The sequence below is a fragment of the Lewinellaceae bacterium genome (assembly GCA_020636135.1).
In the GTDB taxonomy this organism is placed as follows: domain Bacteria; phylum Bacteroidota; class Bacteroidia; order Chitinophagales; family Saprospiraceae; genus JAGQXC01.
On sequence record JACJYK010000002.1, the window covers coordinates 17083 to 37504 of the forward strand.

Annotated in this window: 19 protein-coding genes; 8 read left to right on the forward strand and 11 right to left on the reverse strand. The window is 48.9% G+C overall.

The window, feature by feature from the left end:
- Positions 1 to 64: 64 nt before the first annotated feature.
- The 3 genes from H6570_15190 to H6570_15200 all read right to left on the reverse strand — a co-directional run bounded on the left by H6570_15190 (position 65) and on the right by H6570_15200 (position 3346).
- Positions 65 to 766 carry a DUF2807 domain-containing protein gene (locus tag H6570_15190; protein MCB9320626.1) on the reverse strand — a complete coding sequence of 234 codons (702 nt, stop codon included), beginning with the start codon at positions 764 to 766 and terminating at the stop codon, positions 65 to 67.
- Between the two features lie 103 nt (positions 767 to 869).
- Positions 870 to 1595: a DUF2807 domain-containing protein gene (locus H6570_15195; protein MCB9320627.1), complete on the reverse strand. Its 726-nt coding sequence runs from the start codon at positions 1593 to 1595 to the stop codon at positions 870 to 872.
- 113 nt (positions 1596 to 1708) lie between these two features.
- Positions 1709 to 3346: an NAD+ synthase gene (locus H6570_15200; GenBank protein MCB9320628.1), complete on the reverse strand. Its 1638-nt coding sequence runs from the start codon at positions 3344 to 3346 to the stop codon at positions 1709 to 1711.
- A gap of 150 nt (positions 3347 to 3496) precedes the next feature.
- On the opposite strand from H6570_15200, the gene dnaX reads away from it, so the two are divergent.
- The 5 genes from dnaX (at position 3497) to H6570_15225 (ending at position 9839) form a co-directional block, all read left to right on the forward strand.
- Entirely contained in the window at positions 3497 to 5242 is a 1746-nt protein-coding gene (gene dnaX / locus H6570_15205) for a DNA polymerase III subunit gamma/tau (GenBank protein ID MCB9320629.1), read from the forward strand.
- Positions 5243 to 5398: 156 nt separating this feature from the next.
- On the forward strand, positions 5399 to 6760 hold the full coding sequence (locus H6570_15210) for a Gfo/Idh/MocA family oxidoreductase (protein MCB9320630.1): 1362 nt from the start codon (positions 5399 to 5401) through the stop codon (positions 6758 to 6760).
- A 109-nt stretch (positions 6761 to 6869) separates the two neighbouring features.
- On the forward strand, positions 6870 to 7838 hold the full coding sequence (locus H6570_15215) for a PmoA family protein (protein ID MCB9320631.1): 969 nt from the start codon (positions 6870 to 6872) through the stop codon (positions 7836 to 7838).
- 13 nt (positions 7839 to 7851) lie between these two features.
- A complete protein-coding gene (locus H6570_15220; protein MCB9320632.1) occupies positions 7852 to 8724 on the forward strand; it encodes a TIM barrel protein in 873 nt (290 codons plus the stop codon).
- Between the two features lie 86 nt (positions 8725 to 8810).
- Entirely contained in the window at positions 8811 to 9839 is a 1029-nt protein-coding gene (locus tag H6570_15225; protein MCB9320633.1) for a quinone-dependent dihydroorotate dehydrogenase, read from the forward strand.
- Between the two features lie 245 nt (positions 9840 to 10084).
- Here the strand turns inward: H6570_15225 and nadC are convergent, their stop codons facing one another.
- Together nadC and H6570_15235 are read right to left on the reverse strand one after the other, a co-directional pair.
- Positions 10085 to 10939, reverse strand: a complete 855-nt coding sequence (nadC, locus tag H6570_15230) for a carboxylating nicotinate-nucleotide diphosphorylase (GenBank protein MCB9320634.1) — start codon at positions 10937 to 10939, stop codon at positions 10085 to 10087.
- Positions 10940 to 11023: 84 nt separating this feature from the next.
- Positions 11024 to 11797, reverse strand: coding sequence for an outer membrane beta-barrel protein (locus H6570_15235; protein MCB9320635.1), 774 nt, complete (start codon positions 11795 to 11797; stop codon positions 11024 to 11026).
- A gap of 70 nt (positions 11798 to 11867) precedes the next feature.
- Here H6570_15235 and H6570_15240 point away from each other — a divergent pair, with 70 nt between their 5' ends.
- From H6570_15240 to H6570_15250, 3 genes are all read left to right on the forward strand, one after another.
- The gene (locus H6570_15240; protein MCB9320636.1) at positions 11868 to 12920 is read left to right on the forward strand and encodes a hypothetical protein; all 1053 of its coding nucleotides are present in this window, start codon (positions 11868 to 11870) and stop codon (positions 12918 to 12920) included.
- 64 nt (positions 12921 to 12984) lie between these two features.
- Positions 12985 to 13935 carry an isopenicillin N synthase family oxygenase gene (locus tag H6570_15245; protein MCB9320637.1) on the forward strand — a complete coding sequence of 317 codons (951 nt, stop codon included), beginning with the start codon at positions 12985 to 12987 and terminating at the stop codon, positions 13933 to 13935.
- A gap of 89 nt (positions 13936 to 14024) precedes the next feature.
- Positions 14025 to 14261, forward strand: a complete 237-nt coding sequence (locus H6570_15250) for a twin-arginine translocase TatA/TatE family subunit (GenBank protein MCB9320638.1) — start codon at positions 14025 to 14027, stop codon at positions 14259 to 14261.
- A 64-nt stretch (positions 14262 to 14325) separates the two neighbouring features.
- Here the strand turns inward: H6570_15250 and H6570_15255 are convergent, their stop codons facing one another.
- From H6570_15255 to gcvH, 6 genes are all read right to left on the reverse strand, one after another.
- Positions 14326 to 15414: a site-2 protease family protein gene (locus tag H6570_15255; protein MCB9320639.1), complete on the reverse strand. Its 1089-nt coding sequence runs from the start codon at positions 15412 to 15414 to the stop codon at positions 14326 to 14328.
- A 99-nt stretch (positions 15415 to 15513) separates the two neighbouring features.
- Positions 15514 to 16680 (reverse strand): acyl-CoA dehydrogenase, encoded by a 1167-nt coding sequence (locus H6570_15260; GenBank protein MCB9320640.1) that lies wholly within the window; start codon positions 16678 to 16680, stop codon positions 15514 to 15516.
- A gap of 22 nt (positions 16681 to 16702) precedes the next feature.
- The gene (locus tag H6570_15265) at positions 16703 to 18541 is read right to left on the reverse strand and encodes a tetratricopeptide repeat protein (protein MCB9320641.1); all 1839 of its coding nucleotides are present in this window, start codon (positions 18539 to 18541) and stop codon (positions 16703 to 16705) included.
- A 154-nt stretch (positions 18542 to 18695) separates the two neighbouring features.
- The gene (locus tag H6570_15270; protein ID MCB9320642.1) at positions 18696 to 19625 is read right to left on the reverse strand and encodes an energy transducer TonB; all 930 of its coding nucleotides are present in this window, start codon (positions 19623 to 19625) and stop codon (positions 18696 to 18698) included.
- 2 nt (positions 19626 to 19627) lie between these two features.
- Complete coding sequence (locus tag H6570_15275; GenBank protein ID MCB9320643.1) at positions 19628 to 19987, reverse strand: VanZ family protein; 360 nt, start codon at positions 19985 to 19987, stop codon at positions 19628 to 19630.
- A gap of 35 nt (positions 19988 to 20022) precedes the next feature.
- A complete protein-coding gene (gcvH, locus tag H6570_15280; protein MCB9320644.1) occupies positions 20023 to 20412 on the reverse strand; it encodes a glycine cleavage system protein GcvH in 390 nt (129 codons plus the stop codon).
- Positions 20413 to 20422 lie beyond the last annotated feature (10 nt).

Here is a 20422-nt window from a genome sequence, read left to right on the forward strand (position 1 = left end):
TCTCCAGGCTTCATCAGTCATGATTTGGTATGTATGTTACCGTAACGGTAATTGTCTTTTAGGATTACTGGATGGTTATGTCAGCTGCTCCCGAGGTGGATTGTCGGGTAACACGTGGTTTTCCGTAGATGGTGACATCACTGGCACCCGACGCTTCCACATCCAGTTCGCCATTGACCGTGAGATATACATCAGCGCCACCGGAGGCATCGATTACCGCATTTTGGGTGCGCAGGTTACGAGCTTTCGTATCACTGCCTCCACTGCAGTCCAGTTTGATGGTTTGGGCAGACCCGGACAGATCAAGGTCCGCTCCACCTGAGGCGTCACAATACAGGTTTTCGACACTGAGGTCCATTTTCATGTCGCTTCCACCAGATGCCTGAATGGTAAAATTATTGGCTTTGAGGGGTGCACTGGTGAATACATCTGAACCACCACTGGCATCAATTTCTTTCAACCGGGTATAGGTGACGTAAACGGTGGTTTCCTGATGATTTGACCAGTTCCATCTCCGGCCCTTATTATCAATCTTTATGACCAGGGTATTTCCTTCAACCTCTGCAACCACATATTCCATGATATCTTCCGAGGCACGGATTTTAACTTCTTCTGACGTTCCAGGGGTTAGGTAGACGTCGATGCCACTTGAAACATTGATTTGATCGAAGGATTTCACTTTTTTGGTTTCTTCTTTCGTCTGAGCAATTACCAGACAGGAACCAATCAATAATAGAGTGAAAGTCAGGTTTAATCGTTTTTTCATGCTAATTCATTTTGTTTGAACGAATACCTCAAAGGGTAGCCCGTTAGTCCACCAAATGGGTTCTAATGATTAAAAGACTCTTTCAGGTTTAAAAAGGTTGCAATTACTTGCTTACTTTTTCCCGGAAATGAATGTCCGAGGCACCGGAACTATGGCTTTGCTGGACACGAGGAGAACCGTAGACATAGATGTCGCTGGCACCGGATGCACTTGCATCCAGTAGTTCATCCACGCCGATATGGACTGTTGAAGCGCCGGAGCAATCAATGTCAGCTGAATGGGCACGGAACGATTTCCCTTTTACGTCACTGGCACCGGAACAATCGATTTTGACCTGTCCGGCTTGTCCGAACAGTTTCAGATCGGAAGCGCCACTGCTGGAGCAGATCAATTCACCGACATCCACTTCTACATCCAGGTCACTGGCTCCCGAGACATCAAGCCGTAGAAATTTCCCTTCCAGGATATGCTCTGCCCGGACTGTACTTGCTCCTCCAGCCTGAATGGCTTCCAGATGAGTATAGGTCAGTTTAACCTGGATGGTGTGTTTGTCTTCATTGAAGAGATCTCTGAAGCGCCAGTTGTGCTCCCTGCGTACGATCAGTGTGGATCCATCGTTTTTGATCTCAATTTCTTTAAGATCTTCCTCCATACCGGTCATTTCCAACCCGGGATGAGTGCCTTCGTAAAGCACTACCTTGAAATTGGAGCCAATCTTAAGTTTATTAAAGTCCTTGATATCGTAATTGCGCGTGATTTGTGCGCTAGCAGGTACTACGGTAAGACCTAACCACAACAGGGTCAGGCCGATTGGTAAAGCTAATCTCATTTCAGATTCTTTTCTTATGGTACGTGTGGAAGGATGAAAAAGTTACAGCCAAATGCAAACCTTCTCTGTTTAGTTGAAAAATAACATCATCAGCCTGATCGATAACGATCCGGTCAATTCAGATATTTGGCTACAATGGGCATCCTCCGGCCCATGCCGAATGCCTTGGATGACACCCGCAGAACCGGCGCCGTCTGGTGACGCTTGAATTCATTGATATTGACCAGGCGGAGGATGCGCAATACAGTTTTTTCCTCAAATCCCTGAGCGATGATCTCCTGCGGTCCCTGGGTTTTTTCGATGTATTGATACAGGATTGGGTCCAGAATGTCGTATTCGGGCAGACTGTCGGAATCCTTCTGATTTGGCCGCAATTCTGCTGATGGTGGTTTATTGATGGTGTTCCAGGGAATGATCTCTGCTTCTGCATTGATCCAATTACAAAGGTCATAGACCTCGGTTTTATAGACATCGCCGATCACGCTCAGGCCACCGCACAGATCTCCGTACAGGGTGCCGTATCCCACAGCCATTTCACTTTTGTTGGTTGTGTTCAGCAGGATGTGACCAAATTTATTGGAGAAGCCCATCAGCAGCATACCGCGGATGCGCGCCTGTATGTTTTCTTCCGTAACATTGAATGGCAGATCGTTGAAATAGGGATTCAATGTTTCCAAATAGGAATCGTAGACGGTGCTGATCGGTATGATATCGTATTGGATATCCAGGTTTTCAGCAAGTTTGCGGGCATCATCCACAGAATGCTGGGATGAAAAGGAAGAAGGCATCAGCAATACACGGACATTCTCTTTACCCAGCGCGCGAACGGCCAGGACGGTCGATAAGGCAGAGTCTATCCCGCCGGACAACCCCAGGATAGCCTTCTTAAAGCCCAGTTTACGAAAATAATCACCAATACCCATGACCAGGCTGTCGTGGATCAGGCGGTTCTTATCCTTCAGCTGCTCGTGCTGGATCCCGCCACGGATGACATCCTCCAGCTCGTAGGTACGGATAGCTTCTTTAAAGTAAGGTAATTCATCGTGTACCTGTCCGTCCGGAGAAAAGATCAGCGACCCGCCGTCAAACAACAATTCCGTCTGGGCTCCGCAGTGATTGACGTAAAAAAGCGGTAGCTGGTAACGCTCCACATTGGCCTTCAGGACATGGATGCGTTCTGCAGCGTGATCCCAGGCAAATGGGGAAGCAGATATGTTGATCATGACCTGTGGCTGCGCAGGCATCAGCTCATCCATCGGACAAATGGTATACAATGGATTTTCATTGCCCAGATTCCAGAGGTCTTCACAGATGGTAATTGCCAGTCGAACTCCTTTGAAATCAAGGGTAGAAAAGGAATGGGCCGGTTCAAAATATCGGTATTCATCGAAGACGTCGTAGGTCGGCAACAAAGCTTTGCGGAAGACCTGCCTGATTTCCCCTTCGTATAGGAGATAGGCCGCGTTGTACAAATCCTTGCCTTCTACCACCGGATTGATGGCCGGTGCTCCGACAATGACCGCTATGGTATCGGCAGCTGCTGCCAGAAGATCAATGCTCGCATTGCTGCGCCGTATAAAGTCGTTGAACTCCAGGAAATCACGGGGAGGATACCCGCAGGTAGCCAGCTCACTAAAACATACCAGGTCTGCCTTGTGTCCCTTCGCTACCTGGATGGCATCCAGCATTTTCTGGGTGTTCTGCTCAAAATTACCGATGTGGAAATCCAACTGGGCAATGCAAATTCGCATAGGACAGCTTCAATTTTGATGATGATTTAACCAGACAAAGTTAATAATGTTTATGTCCGGTACCGGTGCGACGAATCCGGTATTTGCAATATGAACCTGATGATATTTTCGTATTTTGCCAGCCGCCTGAACAAAAAGCACTTCGAATATATGTCGTCCTTTGTAGTCTCCGCACGAAAATATCGTCCAACCCGGTTTTCCGATATGGTTGGCCAGGAGCACATTGTACGGACGTTGCAGAATGCCATTCGTCAGGATAAGTTGGCGCATGCATTCCTGTTTTGCGGACCGCGCGGTGTAGGTAAGACCTCCGCTGCCAGGATCCTGGCCCGTACCATCAACTGTCTGGACCGCACACCGGAAGGTGAAGCATGCGGCAAGTGCGCGACCTGTAAGGCTTTTGCAGAACAGCAGACCTTTAACATCATCGAGCTGGATGCTGCCTCCTACAATTCGGTAGAACACATCCGGAATCTGACCGACCAGGTCCGGTTCCAACCACAGCAGGGCGCCTACAAGGTTTTCATCATCGACGAGGTACACATGTTGTCCTCGTCAGCATTTAATGCTTTCCTGAAAACCCTGGAAGAGCCGCCGCCCTATGCCTTGTTTATCCTGGCCACCACCGAGAAACACAAGATCATACCGACCATTCTGAGCCGTTGCCAGATCTTTGACTTTCGACGGATTCCGGCGGCTCAAACCGTAAGCCACCTGGAACATATCTGCCAGGAAGAAGGCATCCAGGCAGAAGATGAAGCACTGCATATCATTGCTCAGAAAGGAGAAGGCTCTCTGAGGGATTCCCTTTCCATATTTGACCGTCTGGTAAGCTTTACCCAGGGCCAGCTGACCTACGATAATACCATCGAGAACCTCAATGTACTCGATTACGATTATTATTTTAAGATGGTGGAGGCCTTTATGGTTGAAGCATACAGTGAGGCATTTATCCTTTTTGATGAGATCCTGCGAAAAGGCTTTGAGCCGGAGACTTTCGTCCTGGGACTGGGTGAACATCTTCGTCAGCTGCTGGTCTGCAAACAACAAAAGACCGTGCCGCTACTGGAGGCAAGCGATCAACTTAAATCCCGGTATGCCAATCAGGCTAATCAGGCTCCATTGCGGTTTTTATTGAGCGCACTCCAGATCATCAACGAAACCGATATTGCATTTCCCAGAGCCCGCAACAAGCGTTTGCATGTTGAACTGGCTCTACTGAAAATGAACTACGCACACCGGCAGGAAGTCGTAGAGCTGTCCGCTGAAAAAAAAAATCCTGACGTAAACGGGACGGTCAAAAAAGAAGTTTTTGACCTGCCCGGGGAAGTTTTGGAGCAAGCACCTCCCCGGAAATCAGCCCCTGCAAAAACTTCTGACAAGAACACTCCAACCCAGCAGACTAAGGTTACCCCTGTACGCGCTGAGGATACCGATAACCTGGACACTCCTCTATTGATGAGTCTTGAACACATCGAGCAACAAATCCGCTTACAAGAAGATGAGAAAGAAGTTCATCTCGCACTTAATCAGGAGAATATCGAAAAATTATGGCAGGCGTATGCCGGAGAAGTAGAATCGCCATCTTTAAAGAGCGTCCTGCTCAATGTCGGCCTTGAATTGCACAGGGAAGTGATAAAATGCGGAGTTGGAACGCAGTTTGCCCGTACGGTACTCCAACAGGAAAACGACCTGGTTCAGTACATTAGGGACCGGGTGGGTTTGCCTTCGTTGCAGATGGAAATTTACATCGATCCGGACCGTGCACCTGAAGACCAGGACCAGAAGCGAAAAATACTGACCAATAAAGAGAAATTCGATCTCATGGTTGAAACCAACCCACTGATCAAAACTCTGCAAGAAAAATTTACCCTTAGGATTGACCATAACGGTTGAACCGGAACAATTATTCCGGTGGAAAGGAAGTTGGAATCGTGCGTCTGATTGCAGGAATTGACGGATATCGATTAGTTTTATAGGTATTAAAACAGTGGATCCTGCGGCAATCAGTCCCGCAAGATTTTCTTTGATGCCTTGAAAAAATTAAATGTCATGAAAAAAGCAAACCCAACCCGTCGTCAATTCATTCGGGATACGGCACTGGGAGCTGCCTCCTTGTCTCTCCCGCTTACCGCAAAAAGTTATCGAAGGATCCTTGGAGCCAATGACCGGGTTCGCGTGGGAATTGTTGGTTTTTCAAACCGCTGCCGAGGAGCCCTGATCCCGGCATTTCAAAATAATTACCGGGAGACCAATTTTGAGATCGTTGCGCTGTCGGACATCTGGAACCGACGCCGGGAAGAAGGAGCTGCCTTTTTGAAGGAAACCTTTGGAAATGACATTACCCTGCATCCAAACAACGAATCACTGTATGAAGCCAACGGCATCGACGCCGTCATCATATCCACGGCGGATTTCCAGCATGCTTTGCATGCCGTGGAGGCGGCTCATGCCGGGAAAGATGCCTACGTTGAAAAGCCTTTCGCCGAGACCATGGCGGATGCCCGGGTGGCTCTAAAAGCCATCAGGGAAGCCGGCATCATTGTGCAGATAGGTTCACAGCGCCGCAGTGGAGCGAATTACCACCGTGCCAACGATTACATCAAATCCGGCAAATTTGGTGATATCGTCATGGTCGAAATGACCTGGAATGTCAACCAGCCGGGGCGGTGGCGACTACCTGAACTGACCGCCAGCATACGTGAAAACGATACCGACTGGAAGCGCTATTTGCTGAACCGCCCCTATGAGGCATGGGATCCGCGCAAATACCTGGAATACCGGTTGTTCTGGCCTTTCTCCTCTGGTATTCCTGGTCAATGGATGTCCCATCAAATCGATACGGTCCACTGGTTCACCGGAATCCCGCATCCCCGCAGCGTCGCTGCCAATGGAGGGATCTATCTCTGGAAAGATGGCCGGAAGAATTTCGATACCATGACGGCTGTTTTTGATTACGGACCATTGGATGACCCCGGCAAGGGATTTCAGGTGGTCTACTCATCCCGCTTTACCAACTCGGCAGGCGGCACCAAAGAAATTTATTACTCGAATGGGGGAGAATTGAACCTCGATACCAATAAAGTGACCCCTACGGGGGGACTTACCAAAAATTTTGCCGGTGAGATGGGTATGCAACCCAATTTACTGGAGGAATACGATCTGTCATCTGCTTCGGACGCCAGGGTGGTGACATCAGCTAATACCGGGGGAGATCCTCTGACCACAGCGCACATGCGTAACTGGATGGATAGCGTACGCAGCAGGAAGACTCCCAATGCTCCGGTAGAGGCTGGTTACAATCACTCCATTGCCAACATTATGACGACTGCCGCCCTGAGGACCGGGCAATATGTAACTTTTGATGAAGTCAATCAGGAAGTACTGGCAGGAGGTAAAGTTTTTCAATACTAAAAGCATGAATTTTTTTTCTAATGTATTCAGCGGAAGCAGGCTTAGGCAGCTGATTCTTATGTGCGGTACGCTTGCCTTCGGAACTTTGTGGGCTCAAAATCCGGCCGGGATGAAACCATTCGATATAATACCTCATCCGCAGGATTCTGCAATCGAGATCCTCATGGATGGCAAGATTTTTACCATCTACCGGTATTCACAAAAGCAGGAGAAACCCGTATTGTATCCAATCATCAGTCCGCACGGGAAGACCATAACACGGGGGTACCCCCTGGATCCGCGACCTGGTGAGCGCGTTGATCATCCCCACCAGCTGGGATTATGGTTCAATTACGGCGATGTCAATGGACTGGATTTCTGGAATAATTCTTCGGCAATACCGCCGGAAGAACTGAAACATTACGGAAAGATCTTTCACGATGATTATTCGATAATGACCGACCAGGATGAAGGGCCACTGTTGAAGGTGCATTGTACCTGGAAAGACCATGATGGGCAGGCATTGCTTTACGAATTCACCACCTTTCGGTTCTTACAAATCCGGGATGCTTACATCATTGACCGGATAACCACGCTTGAAGCGTTGCAGGAAGTTTCATTTGAAGATAATAAAGAAGGCGTTTTAGGAATCCGTGTTGCCCGGGAGCTGGAAATACCATCGGATAAACCGGATCATTTTACGGACACCCATGGCAAAGTGACTGAAGTCAAAGTATTGGATAATTCCAAAGTTAACGGCGATTACCTGAGCAGTGAAGGACTGACGGGTGATAATGTTTGGGGCACTCGCGGTCGCTGGGTCCGGTTGTCCGGGAAGGTGGATGCCATGCCGGTATCGGTCACCATCATCGACCATCCGGGTAACGTAGGTTATCCTACCTATTGGCATGCACGCGGATATGGGCTGTTTGCTGCTAATCCGTTGGGCCAGGCGATTTTCTCCAATGGTAAAGAGTCCCTGCATTTTAAATTAAACAAGGGAGAATCGACCACTTTCAGGTATCGTATTGTCGTCCAGGATGGTAGTGAGATGACACCGCAGCACATAGAACAACTTGTCAAAGATTTTACCAACTGAATCAAGCTGACCTATGGAACACACCACTCGAAGAACATTTATCCGGGATCTATCAATGGGTGCATTGATGCTCCATCCAGGAATGGCATCTTTATTTCCCATGCGGGATTCCATGCGGCTAGGGCTGGTGACTTACCTGTGGGGAAAGGACTGGGATGTGCCTACCATTATCAGGAACTGTACGGAAACCAATATTCTGGGTGTTGAACTGCGTACCGAGCATGCTCATGGAGTTGATCCGGGTATATCCACGGCTCAACAGCAGGAAGTGCGGAAACGATTTGCTGACAGCCCGGTTACGCTGGTCGGACTCGGTACCAATCAGGACTACCACCATCCGGATCCAGCTAAATTAAAGGCATCGATCGATCGAACCAAGGAATTTATCCGGTTGAGCCACGCTGTTGGAGGCTCCGGTGTAAAAGTCAAACCCAATGCCATACCCAAAGAGGTTCCGGTAGTCAAAACCATAGAACAAATTGGCAACTCCCTGAATGAAGTTGCCAGGTATGCCTTGGATTACGGACAGGAGATCCGCGTTGAGGTGCACGGTGAGGTCACCCAGGAATTGCCGGTATTGAAGGCCATACTGGATGTAGCCGATCACCCCAATGTCAGGGTGTGCTGGAACTGCAACGACCAGGATCTCTGGGGTGATGGCCTGGAGGCTAATTTTAATCTGGTCCGGGATCGCTTTGGCTCCACGGTACATGTACGGGAATTGAATATCGGACCATATCCCTACCAAGAACTGATCGGGTTGCTGACCTCATCGAGGTATAAGGGGTGGATATTGCTGGAATGCCGCACTGACCCGGCAGACAAAGTGCAGGCGATGAAACAGCAGTATGAAGTCTTTAAGGATTTGATCCGTAAGGCAGGTTAACGTCCTGGCCAGGTAATGATCACCTACTTTTTCAGATCCTATCCGATATCCGTTATTTTAGCGCTTCGATTGGTAATGCGATTTATATGTATCAACAACTGATCAAGCCTATTTTTTTCTGTTTTCCGGCGGAGCGGGCCCATACCATGGCCATGCGTCTCCTTAAATGGTTCCTGTATATTCCCGGGGTCAAAGCCTTGCTTAAAAGTCGACGGGAACAATGTGCATTGCCCGTGACTGTCATGGGCATTGATTTTCCAAATCCGGTAGGGCTGGCGGCCGGATTCGACAAGGACGCCCGCTATCTGGATCTGCTGTATTACCTTGGATTTGGTTATGTGGAGGTAGGAACGGTGACACCAAGGCCTCAACCTGGTAATGAACGGCCGCGACTTTTCCGTCTTCCCAAAGATCATGCCCTGGTCAACCGGATGGGATTTAATAATTCCGGTGTAGATGCCATGGTGGAGCGGCTCAGACAGTATCACGGTCCCCTGATCATCGGAGGAAACATTGGAAAAAATAAGGACACACCCAATGCCGGGGCTGCACAGGATTATCTGTCCTGTTTTGAAAAACTGTATCCTTACGTTCATTATTTTGTAGTCAATGTAAGCTCTCCCAATACCCCGGGCTTGCGGGAACTGCAGGACCGCGAACCGCTGTTTAGCCTGCTTAGTCAGTTACAGGCTGCCAATGCATCCAAACCTAATCCCAAGCCGGTCCTGTTGAAAATTGCCCCGGATATGGGTGATGAACAACTGGAAGATGTTGTCCGGATCGTTCAGGAATGCGGGCTGGCCGGGATCATTGCCACGAATACCACCGTCAGCCGGGAAGGTTTGAAAACGCCTGCGGATCAGGTAGCGGCATTGGGAGCTGGAGGTCTCAGCGGGTCCCCGGTAAAGAAACGGGCTCAGGAGGTTGCCGCCAGGATAGTACACCAGGCTGCCGGGAGCTTAACGGTCATTGGAGTGGGAGGTATTGAGACTGGCCGGGATGCTCAGGAACGGCTGAACAGCGGCTGTGATCTGATCCAGATCTATACCGGGTTTATTTATCAGGGCCCATTAACTGTGTACCGGATCTTAAAGGAGATCAAATCACGCTTTTAGCAGAATTCTGGCCTTTATTACATACTATCTCAGTGAAAAGCCCTTTCAGGTTCATTTTTTTTACCAGGACAATCTGCCTGGCACCTTTTTTGTATGCTTTCTAAGCATGTCAGGATTGGAACAGATACCAGATCGATTGAATGAAAGCAGGAAGATTCAGATAGATGTCCGGATCTTGTTGCTTATCGTTCTGTTCTTCTGCCTGGCTCTGGTGGTGGTGAGAGGATAACCGCCAGACAACCCGCTTATTCCAGAATCTTCAGACTTAAGTCCAGTACACCGGCAGAATGGGTCAAAGCACCGACGGACACATAATCCACGCCGGTCTCAGCGATCTTGCGCACGGTATGCAGGTTTACGCCACCCGATGCTTCGGTTTCGTATCGGTGGTCCACAATGGCCACTGCTTCCCTCAGGATAGGCAATTCAAAATTATCCAGCATTATGCGTGTAACACCGCCATGCTGCAGGACTTCATACAACTCCAGTAAGTTTTTCACCTCAACCGTAATCCCCAGCTCCAGCTGATGTTCTTTAAGGTAAGCATGTACACGATCAATGGCTGAAGAAATGGACCCGCAGGCTGTGATGTGGTTGTCCTTGATCATGATCCAATCGTAAAGGCCATCTCGGTAGTTGGAGCAACCGCCGATACGAACCGCCCATTTTTCCAGGGGACGTAATAATGGAGTTGTCTTCCGGGTATCCAGGATGATGACAGGTAAGCCTTCTACCTCCGCCGCGAATCGTTCGGACATGGTAGCGATGCCGGACATCCGTTGCATAGTATTCAGGATGAGCCGTTCTGCTTTCAGTAAGGATTGGGCTTTAGCTTCAATGGTGAAAGCTATGTTTCCGATAGTTACATCCGTACCATCTTCAAGCAGTTTCGTAAAGGTGTGATCAGGATCCACGCGATCCATGATCCTGGCGGCGAGATCCACACCAGCCAGCACTCCTACATCTTTCACCAGCAATGAAGCTTTTGCTCTGGCGTTTTTACCAATGCAGGCCAGGGAAGTGTGATCACCTGAACCTACATCTTCTTTCAGTGCGGCATCAATAAACCCGTTGATCCATTCGGACGAAATGCCCTCCATATCACGTCTGTTTTTGGAAATTCGCTGCAAAGATGGGTCATTTCTATGAATGAAGCCAGCCTCCGGGCACAATAGTTAAGGAGATTAGAACAGGATCCCCAGCCGGAATTGCAACCGGTTCATGCGGATCTTTGCATCTTCCGTCTCCTGGCGGTACACATCATCTGCAGTTGAAGCAGTACCGTTGTCACTGACGAGGATGGCTTTTCTGCCGTTTTTAGTCAGGTCCAGGATGGATTTATGAAAATACAAGCCAAAGATCAGGGCGTTGTGCACGCTGATGCTGTATTCGGCACCCAAACCGATACCAATGCTGGGCTGCAGTTTGGTGACATCTTTGCGGATGTTCTCTCCTTCCAGGTCTACATTTACGCCGGAAATGGACCCATGCGATTTGGAGATGATCATCGGGTCGATGATAGGTGCTTCCAGGAAATAGCGTAGATAACCATATTCAGCCGTCCGTAGTTTCAGGCCTACAGGCAGGTGAATGGCTTGTAGTTTGTACCGGATGTTGGTACCGTCGGGAAGGGGCTTGACACCCGTATTGTAGGCTTTATTGGTCAATTCGGAATTGGGAAGCAGGTTTCCCCCGATCTCATGGTACAGTCTCCCACCCTGGTTGAATGAAATGGCGGCACCGATGCCAATACCGATCTGATCGGTAAAATACATTTCGCTCTGCAGGCCCAGCTGAATGCCTAAATTGGCACCATTAGGGCTGATCAGCCGGTCTGATGAAGATAGCCAGGAAAAGTTAGGACTCATTTGGATGCCCATCCGAAAATCCTGCATCTGGGCAGATGCAATAAGGGCAGGCAACAGAAAAAAAACAACGAGGTATCCTTTGGTTCGCATAATAAATGCACATTATTTGATATTAATATTGCGCAACCTGACTTCAGGTTCATACATAAAACGTTACAAGATGCGATATTTGTTCAAATCGGTATCGATAATACTGATATCTATTATGTTCTGGCAATGTCACCAGTCCATTGAAGAATCCATTCCGGATGTCTCCCGGATTGAAGTCGACTACCATACCTACCGCCTTGATCAGAGCCTGTTTGATTCGGATACTTCGGCGATCCGGGACACCCTTCAGGCCTGGAATGTCAAACATCCGGTCTTTACCACGATCTACCTGAGACGGATATTAGGCCTGGATAAAGCCAGTGATGAAGAGACCGTGCAAACCCTGCTGGAAATGCGGCAGGACAGCGGTATACGCCATCTCATACATATTGTGGACAGTGCGTATGCAGATTTGTCAACGGTGGAACAGGAATTTCATCAGGCATTCCAGTACGCCAGGTACTATTTCCCGGAAAAAAATACTCCGGATCTCTATACGTGTATGTCAGAGTACACCATTGCCAATTTTCTATTTTCCGATGAACAGGGCAAGGATGCCCTGGGGATAGGCCTGGACTTCTTCCTCTATCCGGAGGTCGATTACAAGGCGCTGGATCCTTCCAACCCCATTTTTTCCGAATATCTGGCTCGGACCTTTACCCGGGCCCACCTGGTCCGCAAGACCATGGAATCCTGGATCGACGACTGGGTAGGTGCAGTTCCTGCCCAGGGTCAGATGCTCGACTACGTCATCCACAACGGTAAAAAGCTGTATCTGCTGCATAAACTTATGCCGGCTATTCCGGATAGCATCTTATTTGAGTTCACGGGACCACAGACAGAATGGTGTCTTGCCAATGAGCTGGAGATCTGGTCTTTCTTCATCGATCAGAATCTCCTCTATTCCAATGAGATGCGAAAATTCAACAAATATGTGTTTCCCGGGCCTACCTCGGCAGGTATGCCAGAGGCGTCTCCGGGTCAGACCGGGAACTATATTGGTTACCGGATCATTCAATCGTATATGAGGCAGCACCCGGAAGTCAATTTGACCCAATTACTGGCAGAGAACGATGCGCGAAAGCTTTTAAATGAATCCAGGTACAAACCTATCCGGCAATGACCCAGTTATGGACAATTGGTGGAATAAAAAGGGATAATTACATTTATTGTTAAATCTAGAATCAATGAGCCGTACGATACCTCTGGTCGATCTGGACCAGTATAAGAAAGGAAACGCTGCTGACCGGAATGCTTTCATTAACAAACTGGGTGACGCGTTTTCCCAGGTTGGCTTTGTAGGTATTGTCAATCACGGCGTGCCAGCCGAACTGGTGGATACATTTTATAGCGAAGCCAAGCGCTTCTTTGCATTACCGGTAGCTACCAAGCGCCAATATGAGGTTCCCGGGCTGGCTGGTCAGCGGGGATACACCTCATTCGGAAAGGAACATGCCAAGCAATCCCAGGTAGCTGACCTGAAAGAGTTTTACCAGATCGGTCAGGTCGTTGTTGATGGTGATCCGATTAAAAATGAATACCCGGACAATGTATACGTCAGGGAGACACCGGTGTTCACCGCTACCGGAGATCAGTTGTACCGTGCATTTGAAACGTCCGGTGCATGGCTTTTACAGGCTATTGCGGAATACCTGGATCTTGGCGTCGATTACTTCAGAGATAAGATCAAAAATGGCAACAGCATCCTTAGGGCCATCCATTATCCGCCAATCACGGAAGAACCCAAAACCGCGATCCGCGCTGAACAACATGAAGATATTAACCTGATCACTTTATTGGTCGGAGCATCGGCCGGTGGATTGGAGCTCCTGAACAAACAGGGTGAATGGTTGGCTATCGTGCCGGAGGAAAACGAGATCGTCGTGAATGTCGGGGATATGCTCCAGCGAATGACCAATAATGTGCTCAGGTCCACCACCCACCGGGTCGTCAATCCGCCCCGGGAACAGTGGCACCAGCCCCGGCTGTCGATCCCATTCTTCCTGCATCCTCGCAGCAGCATGGATCTGACCTGTCTGGAACAGTGTGTGAACAAAGAACATCCACTGGCCTATGAACCCATTACGGCCGGTGAATATCTGGACGAACGATTGCGGGAAATTGGTTTGAAAAAATAATTTTACCTTAGAACGTTGACCTTTTTCCAATATCGCGTCTTTACAGAAGCTATTAATTATCTTACATTTGTTAGTCAAACAGTTAAATCATGATAACTCTTAGTGTTTTTGCATTCCTGCCCGGTGGTTGGGAACTTGTCGTTGTGGTATTCGTTGTACTACTGCTCTTCGGCGGCAAGAAAATTCCTGAACTCATGAAAGGTTTAGGCAAAGGTATACGCGAGTTCAACAATGCCCGTAGTACGATCGAAAATGAGATTCGTGAGGGAATGCGCGAAGCAGATGCCAAAAAGATCGAAGAAAAGACCCAGGAGAAGCAATCCTAAGACTTTTCCGGTCTGAACATACTTACCCTGTATTTTGGATTTACTTCCTGAATACAGGGTTTTTTTATGCTCTCCACCGTAACAGGGATGCTTTCCGCATCATGAGCTCCATATCTTTCCACAATAAACTTCCGGTGATCTGTCCTTCTTCTGCCACCGGTAAAGCCGGTAAACGATAACGTTGCATGACCTGGTATGCGGCCTCCAGGTGCAATGCCGGGTTAAGTAATTGACTCACGGGTATTGCTAGCGCTTCAACAGGAGTGTTTTCCGCCAGGTCTTTCCCATGTAGACTATCGGATATCAGGTAGTGGGTGATCGTTCCCAGACGGTCTTTGATATACAATACCGGATGCTGATCCACCAATGATGTTATCGAACCATAAGTGGCATCGTGATCAATGGTGACTACTTCCGGTACCATCCTGTCTCCGATGGTCTGCCCGCGAAGCATTTCTTCGATACGGGTAGAACGATACTCCAATCCGGCATTGATAAATATGAACACTCCGATAAAGACCAGCACCCACTCACCCCAGTACAGCCCGACCCCCACAAAAGTTAACGCGAAGAGTCTGCCAATCCAGGAAGCCACAAATGTCGCTTTCCAGCGACGCATGAACAAGGCCAGCAAGGAACGCAGGACCCTGCCGCCATCCATCGGGAATGCCGGTAACAAATTGAATATGGCCAGGAAAATATTCATGGTCATGACATATGGCAGTATGCTGTAGCGGTTGAGCACCATGGTATCGGAATCGGTTTGCATCAGAGTCGGCAGATGCAAAAGCTGTAATACCAGGTAGAGCAGTGCGGCAATCACCACATTGACAGCCGGCCCGGCCAGGGCTATCCAGCGCTCCTGCCAGGCTTTATCCGGTATTCGCTCCAGCCTGGCGATTCCCCCGATGGGCGACAGGATGATATCCCGGGTGTCGATGTGGTACCGGCGGGCCGTAAGTGCGTGACCGAATTCGTGCAGCACCACACAGGAGAAAAGGATGAGGAACAGGAGTAATAGCCAAAGTGTGCCTGAGGTAGTAAGGTCATTACGCCGGGCTTCAAGCAGGACCAGGACCAGGATCAGTCCGAAAGACCAATGCATCAAAACCGGGATGCCGGCGAACTGAAAAAGCTTCACCGTACCCTTCACAATGTATGTCGTTTATTGTGGTACAGACGGATGGCGAATGAAAGACTCCGGGAATACACGATGTGTTCTTTTTATGCGATGAGCGGTGATCTGTACAATTTAAAAAAATACCGGCGGATACAACTGACCCTTTAACAGATGCCTGGCGATGACCAGCCGCTGGATCTCCGATGTGCCTTCATAGATCTGGGTGATCTTGGCGTCACGCATTAGCCGTTCGACATGGTATTCTTTTACATAACCATATCCTCCGTGGATCTGCACAGCTTCTACTGTATGTCGCATGGCCACATCACTGGCAAATAACTTGGCCATACTGGCCGCCATGCTGTAATCCTGGCCTTTATCTTTCAGCTGGGCTGCCCGGTAAACGAGAAGTCGTGCTGCATCTATTTCCGTGGCCATATTGGCTAATTTAAATGCGATAGCCTGGTGATGGGCTATGGGTTTACCGAAGGCCTCACGTTCCTGGGCATACTTGAGCGCCAGTTCGTAAGCGCCGGCGGCGATCCCCAGTGCCTGGGACGCTATGCCAATACGGCCTCCATCCAGAATCTTCATGGCAAATGCGAACCCTGACCCGTCCTCTCCGATCCGGTTCTGGACCGGCACCCGTACATCCGAATACATGATCGTATGTGTGTCAGACGCCCGGATACCTAATTTATCTTCTTTGGCACCGACCGTTACACCGGGCCAGGATGTTTCGACGAGAAAGGCATTGATGCCATGATGCCCTTTGTCGGGATCGGACTGGGCTATGACGATGTGAAGTTTCGAGGTCCCTCCGTTGGTGATCCAGTTTTTGGTGCCATTCAGCAGGTAATGATCACCGTCGCGCAGAGCCTGGGTGGCTTGCCGGGTCGCATCACTTCCGGATCCCGGCTCAGAAAGACAAAATGATCCGATCCATTCTCCGGATGCCAGGCGGGGCAGATACTTTTTTTTCTGTGCTTCGGTACAATTTTTCTCGATACCGTGGCAGACCAGTGAATTATTAACCGACATGATAACTGAACAGCTGCTGTCGACTTTGGAAATCTCTTCCATGGCGAGGACATAAGACAAGGTGTCCATGCCGCCGCCTCCGTATTCCGGGGATACCATCATGCCCAGAAAACCAAGTTCAGCCATTTTGGCAACTTCATTGGTGGGATAGCGCATCTCGCGGTCACGATCGATCACCCCCGGCAACAACTCTTTTTGTGCGAACTCCCGGGCAGCTTCCTGGACAGCAAGTTGCTCTTCATTCAGTTGGTAATTCATGGCAATTTGGCTTAGGCTTCAATTATTGCACCTGGTCACCGCGCAAGATCCGGTAACGCTTACGTGCGTCAACCGCAAAGGTACTGTTTGAAAACTCGATAAATAATTTCTCATACAGAGATTTTGCCTTTTCCAGATCAACCAATTGGTATTCGTAGAGAGAAGCCAGCTTGAAGAGGGCGTTGTCAGCCCGGATCTCATCGGCATGCTGGGTGACAATTTCTTCGTACAGGTTGGCCGCCAGTTGATAATTACGGTCCTTTTCGGCGAGGCCGGCCTTGAGGTAGAGGACATCATCATCCAGTCCGTGGTCTGGATATTGCTGCTGGATGGAATCCAGTTTTGCCTGGGCCTCCTGATCGCGGTTTTGAAATGCCAGGAGTTCTGCATCGGCATACATTTTCAGTGGACGGGCGGTGGTATCCAGACCCAGGTTGTCCATAATGAAGATGGAGAGATCCAGGGCATCATTGGCAATCAATTTGGAAGTTGAGGCCTTGAGGATATCAAATTGTTTCTGTGCCCATTCGAAGTCACCGGCAAAGTAAGACAAGCGGGCATTTTTGTATCGTGCCTCTTCACCGATCTCTTCTTCTTTATAGGCTTTATCTACCTGGGAGTACAGCAGGGTAGCATCCCAGATGTTTCCGTCCATTAAATAATAATCGGCTAATTGCAGTTTGATCTGAGCAAGCAAAAAGTCATTGATCCCGGGTGTTGACTTGAGGTCTTCCAGGATGGCAACCGCTTTTTTAAGATCTTTCAGGTAGAATGCTTCCAGTTTGGCAAGGTCCATTACGATAAGCGCTGTCTGGGCATTGGTGCCGACCTCCTGAATAAATGTTTCGAAGTCTGTCTCCAGTTCTTTCAGTTCTTCGGGATTGAAGGTTCCTCCTTCAGCCAGCTCCTCACGTTTTGCGATCAGGGATTTTCGTTTGGATTCCATGTAAAACGGACAGGTAGGGCCTTTATCAGTGAGGATATACTTATAGGCATTGATCGCGGTTGGAAAATCGTGGGCATTCAAGGCAATTTCACCGAGATTAAAAACGCGCATGCCATTTTCACCCAGCCGTCGGTCAAGAGCCATTTCCTGCCGCAAAGCGCGGTCGTAAGCTTTTTGCTGGACAAATACCCAGCTCAGCAGGTCGTTGTACTGGAGGGCATCCGGATTGGATTGCAGGCGCTCATAAAGCTGGCGTTGTAATTCTGCCAGGTCGTCATCATAAAGGAAGCGCTGAAAGAGTGATTTCGTTTGCTGAAGCCGGGCCGGTACTTCGTCCAGGCTTTCCAGATAATAATGGATCATCTTGGGCTGATCGCCTTTCCTGCGGTACATCTCGGCCATGTAGTAGGAAAAGTCAGCTTTGTCTTTCAGGATCTTCAGGCCTTTTTCATAGGTCTTCTCAGCCAGGTCGTAGTTGGCCTGGGCCATAAATAAATTGGCGAGCTGGATGACCTGAAACCGGTCGGCGGGGAGGTGTTCGATCGCCTGCTGGTACTGGGTTTCTGCTTCATTCTGTCGTCCCTGCCGTTCGAGCAGTTTACCGTAGGTCACATACAGGGTAGAGGATTCCGGGTACCTGGCCAGATGAGACTGGATGGACTCCTCCGCCTTGTCGTATTCTTCCAGAGCCAGAAGACAGTCCACGTATTTGGAGAGGTAATATTCCTGCCGGTTGTTTTGTGTATACAGTTTATCGTACAGGATGGAGGCCTTTTCGTATTCGCCATTGATGTAGTATTGATTGGCCAGACGGACATTGGCGTTGTTGGCATTGTTGGCGTTATTGCTGTTTTGCTGGCTCCAGGCCACCGGCGCGAGTAACATCAGGAGCAGTAATGGAAAATAACGCTTCATAGGATATACTTTGCTAGCGATCAAGATAAAGGAAGATATTCAGTACAACGAAAGGTCACCGGGAAAAGTTGTAAATGCTTCCGGAGCCGGAACAATAAAAAAGGGCAACCGGATTGCGGCTGCCCTTTTAGTATTTATCGACTTCTGGAGAAAATCAATTCTCGAGTTTGAAACGAACTGGCAAGTTATACTGTACCCGTACAGGCTGGCCTCTTTGTTTACCGGGTGACCAACGTTCACCCATTTCATTCATAAGGCCTACCACGCGGACTGCTTCCTCACCACATCCGGCTCCGATATCGCGGACCAGTTCGACGTCGGTGATCGTTCCGTTTTTCTCAACGACGAAACGTACGACGCACATACCCTGGATTCCGTTTTCACGGGCGATCGCCGGATACTTGATGTTCTTATAGATGAATTCAAGCAATTTCTCTTTCGCACACTTTTCCTTTTCTTCTTTCCCTCCGGCAACGTCTTCACAACCGGGGAAACGTGGATTTTCTTCTACCACTTTGAAGATCTCCTCCACCTTTGGTTTTGGTGGTGGTGGCGGCGGCGGTGGCGGTGGCGGTGCTTCTTCTTTAATTTCTGGTGGTTTCTCCTCGATCACCGTCTCTTCATCGATGGACTGGTCCTCGAAAGTAACCGACTCATCTTCTTCTATTACTTCTTCCGGAACCTCTTCGATTACTGGCGGCGGTGGCGGTGGCGGCGGCGGTGGCGGTTCAGCCGTTTGCGGCGGCTGCACTTCCAACTCCTCCTCAATGTCCAGATCGGAGAGATCGTATTTGATCTTGTCTTCAAATCTGGTCCAGTTAAACGCAAGCAACGTCAGTAACAAGGAGGTTACAATCCCGGCCCACAAGAAAGTAGGTGACCACTTAAAAATGTTCACATCGGGGTATTTCGCCCGGGCCATCAGTGGTGAAGCCCACTTCTTGCCAGCATACTTTTCTGCAAAGCCACTTTCTGACTTGCGTGCGAGATTGATACGGAAAAGGAAGATGAGGGCAAGAATAACTACCATGATGCCGATAACGGCTACCAGTAGTATATTACCCGTAATTGAAAAATCTCCCATGTTTAACTCCGTTTTTTATGGTTTAAAATCAAAAAAACAAAATATCCTGCAAATGAGCCAATAATATTAGCAAGAATATCCAGAAACTCAAAATGCCTTCCTACAGATAACCAGCGTTGCAAACCTTCGATGCAAATGCTGTAGGCAATGATGCCTGTCAAGATAAGCACTACCGGAATTTTATCCCGGTACCCATGCAGGGCAAGCAGGGAAAAAATGCTGTAAAAACCAAAATGTCCCAGCTTATCTGCAAATGGAATACCCATGCCCGGAGTCATGGAGCCTGGTAAAAGGGAAAGCACCGTAATGAATACGATCCAAATCCAGGTCAACCATTTGTACCCTTTGGATGATAGATGCAAACCGGTAATGTTTTTGGTGTGTGTCCCGGAAAATTTTAAGCAATCAGCTCCTGATAAGCAGCAGCATCCAGCAGCGTTCCCAGCTGCGAAGAATCGGTCATTTCGATTTTGATGATCCAACCCTCTCCGTAGGGGTCCTCATTGATGAGTCCCGGATTATCTCCTTCGTTTTCATCCAGTGCAGGGTTGAAGGCCACGATCTTGCCGCTGACCGGCATAAAAAGGTCAGAAGTCGTCTTAACGGCTTCCACCGTGCCGAATACCTCATCCTGTTCAATGGTTTCACCCACCGTTTCTACTTCTACATACACCAACTCACCCAGTTCACCTTGTGCAAAATCGGTGATACCAATGTAGGCTGTATTTCCTTCAACGCGGATCCATTCGTGTTCTTTCGTGTATTTCAGATTCTCTGGCGTATTCATTATTTACCCT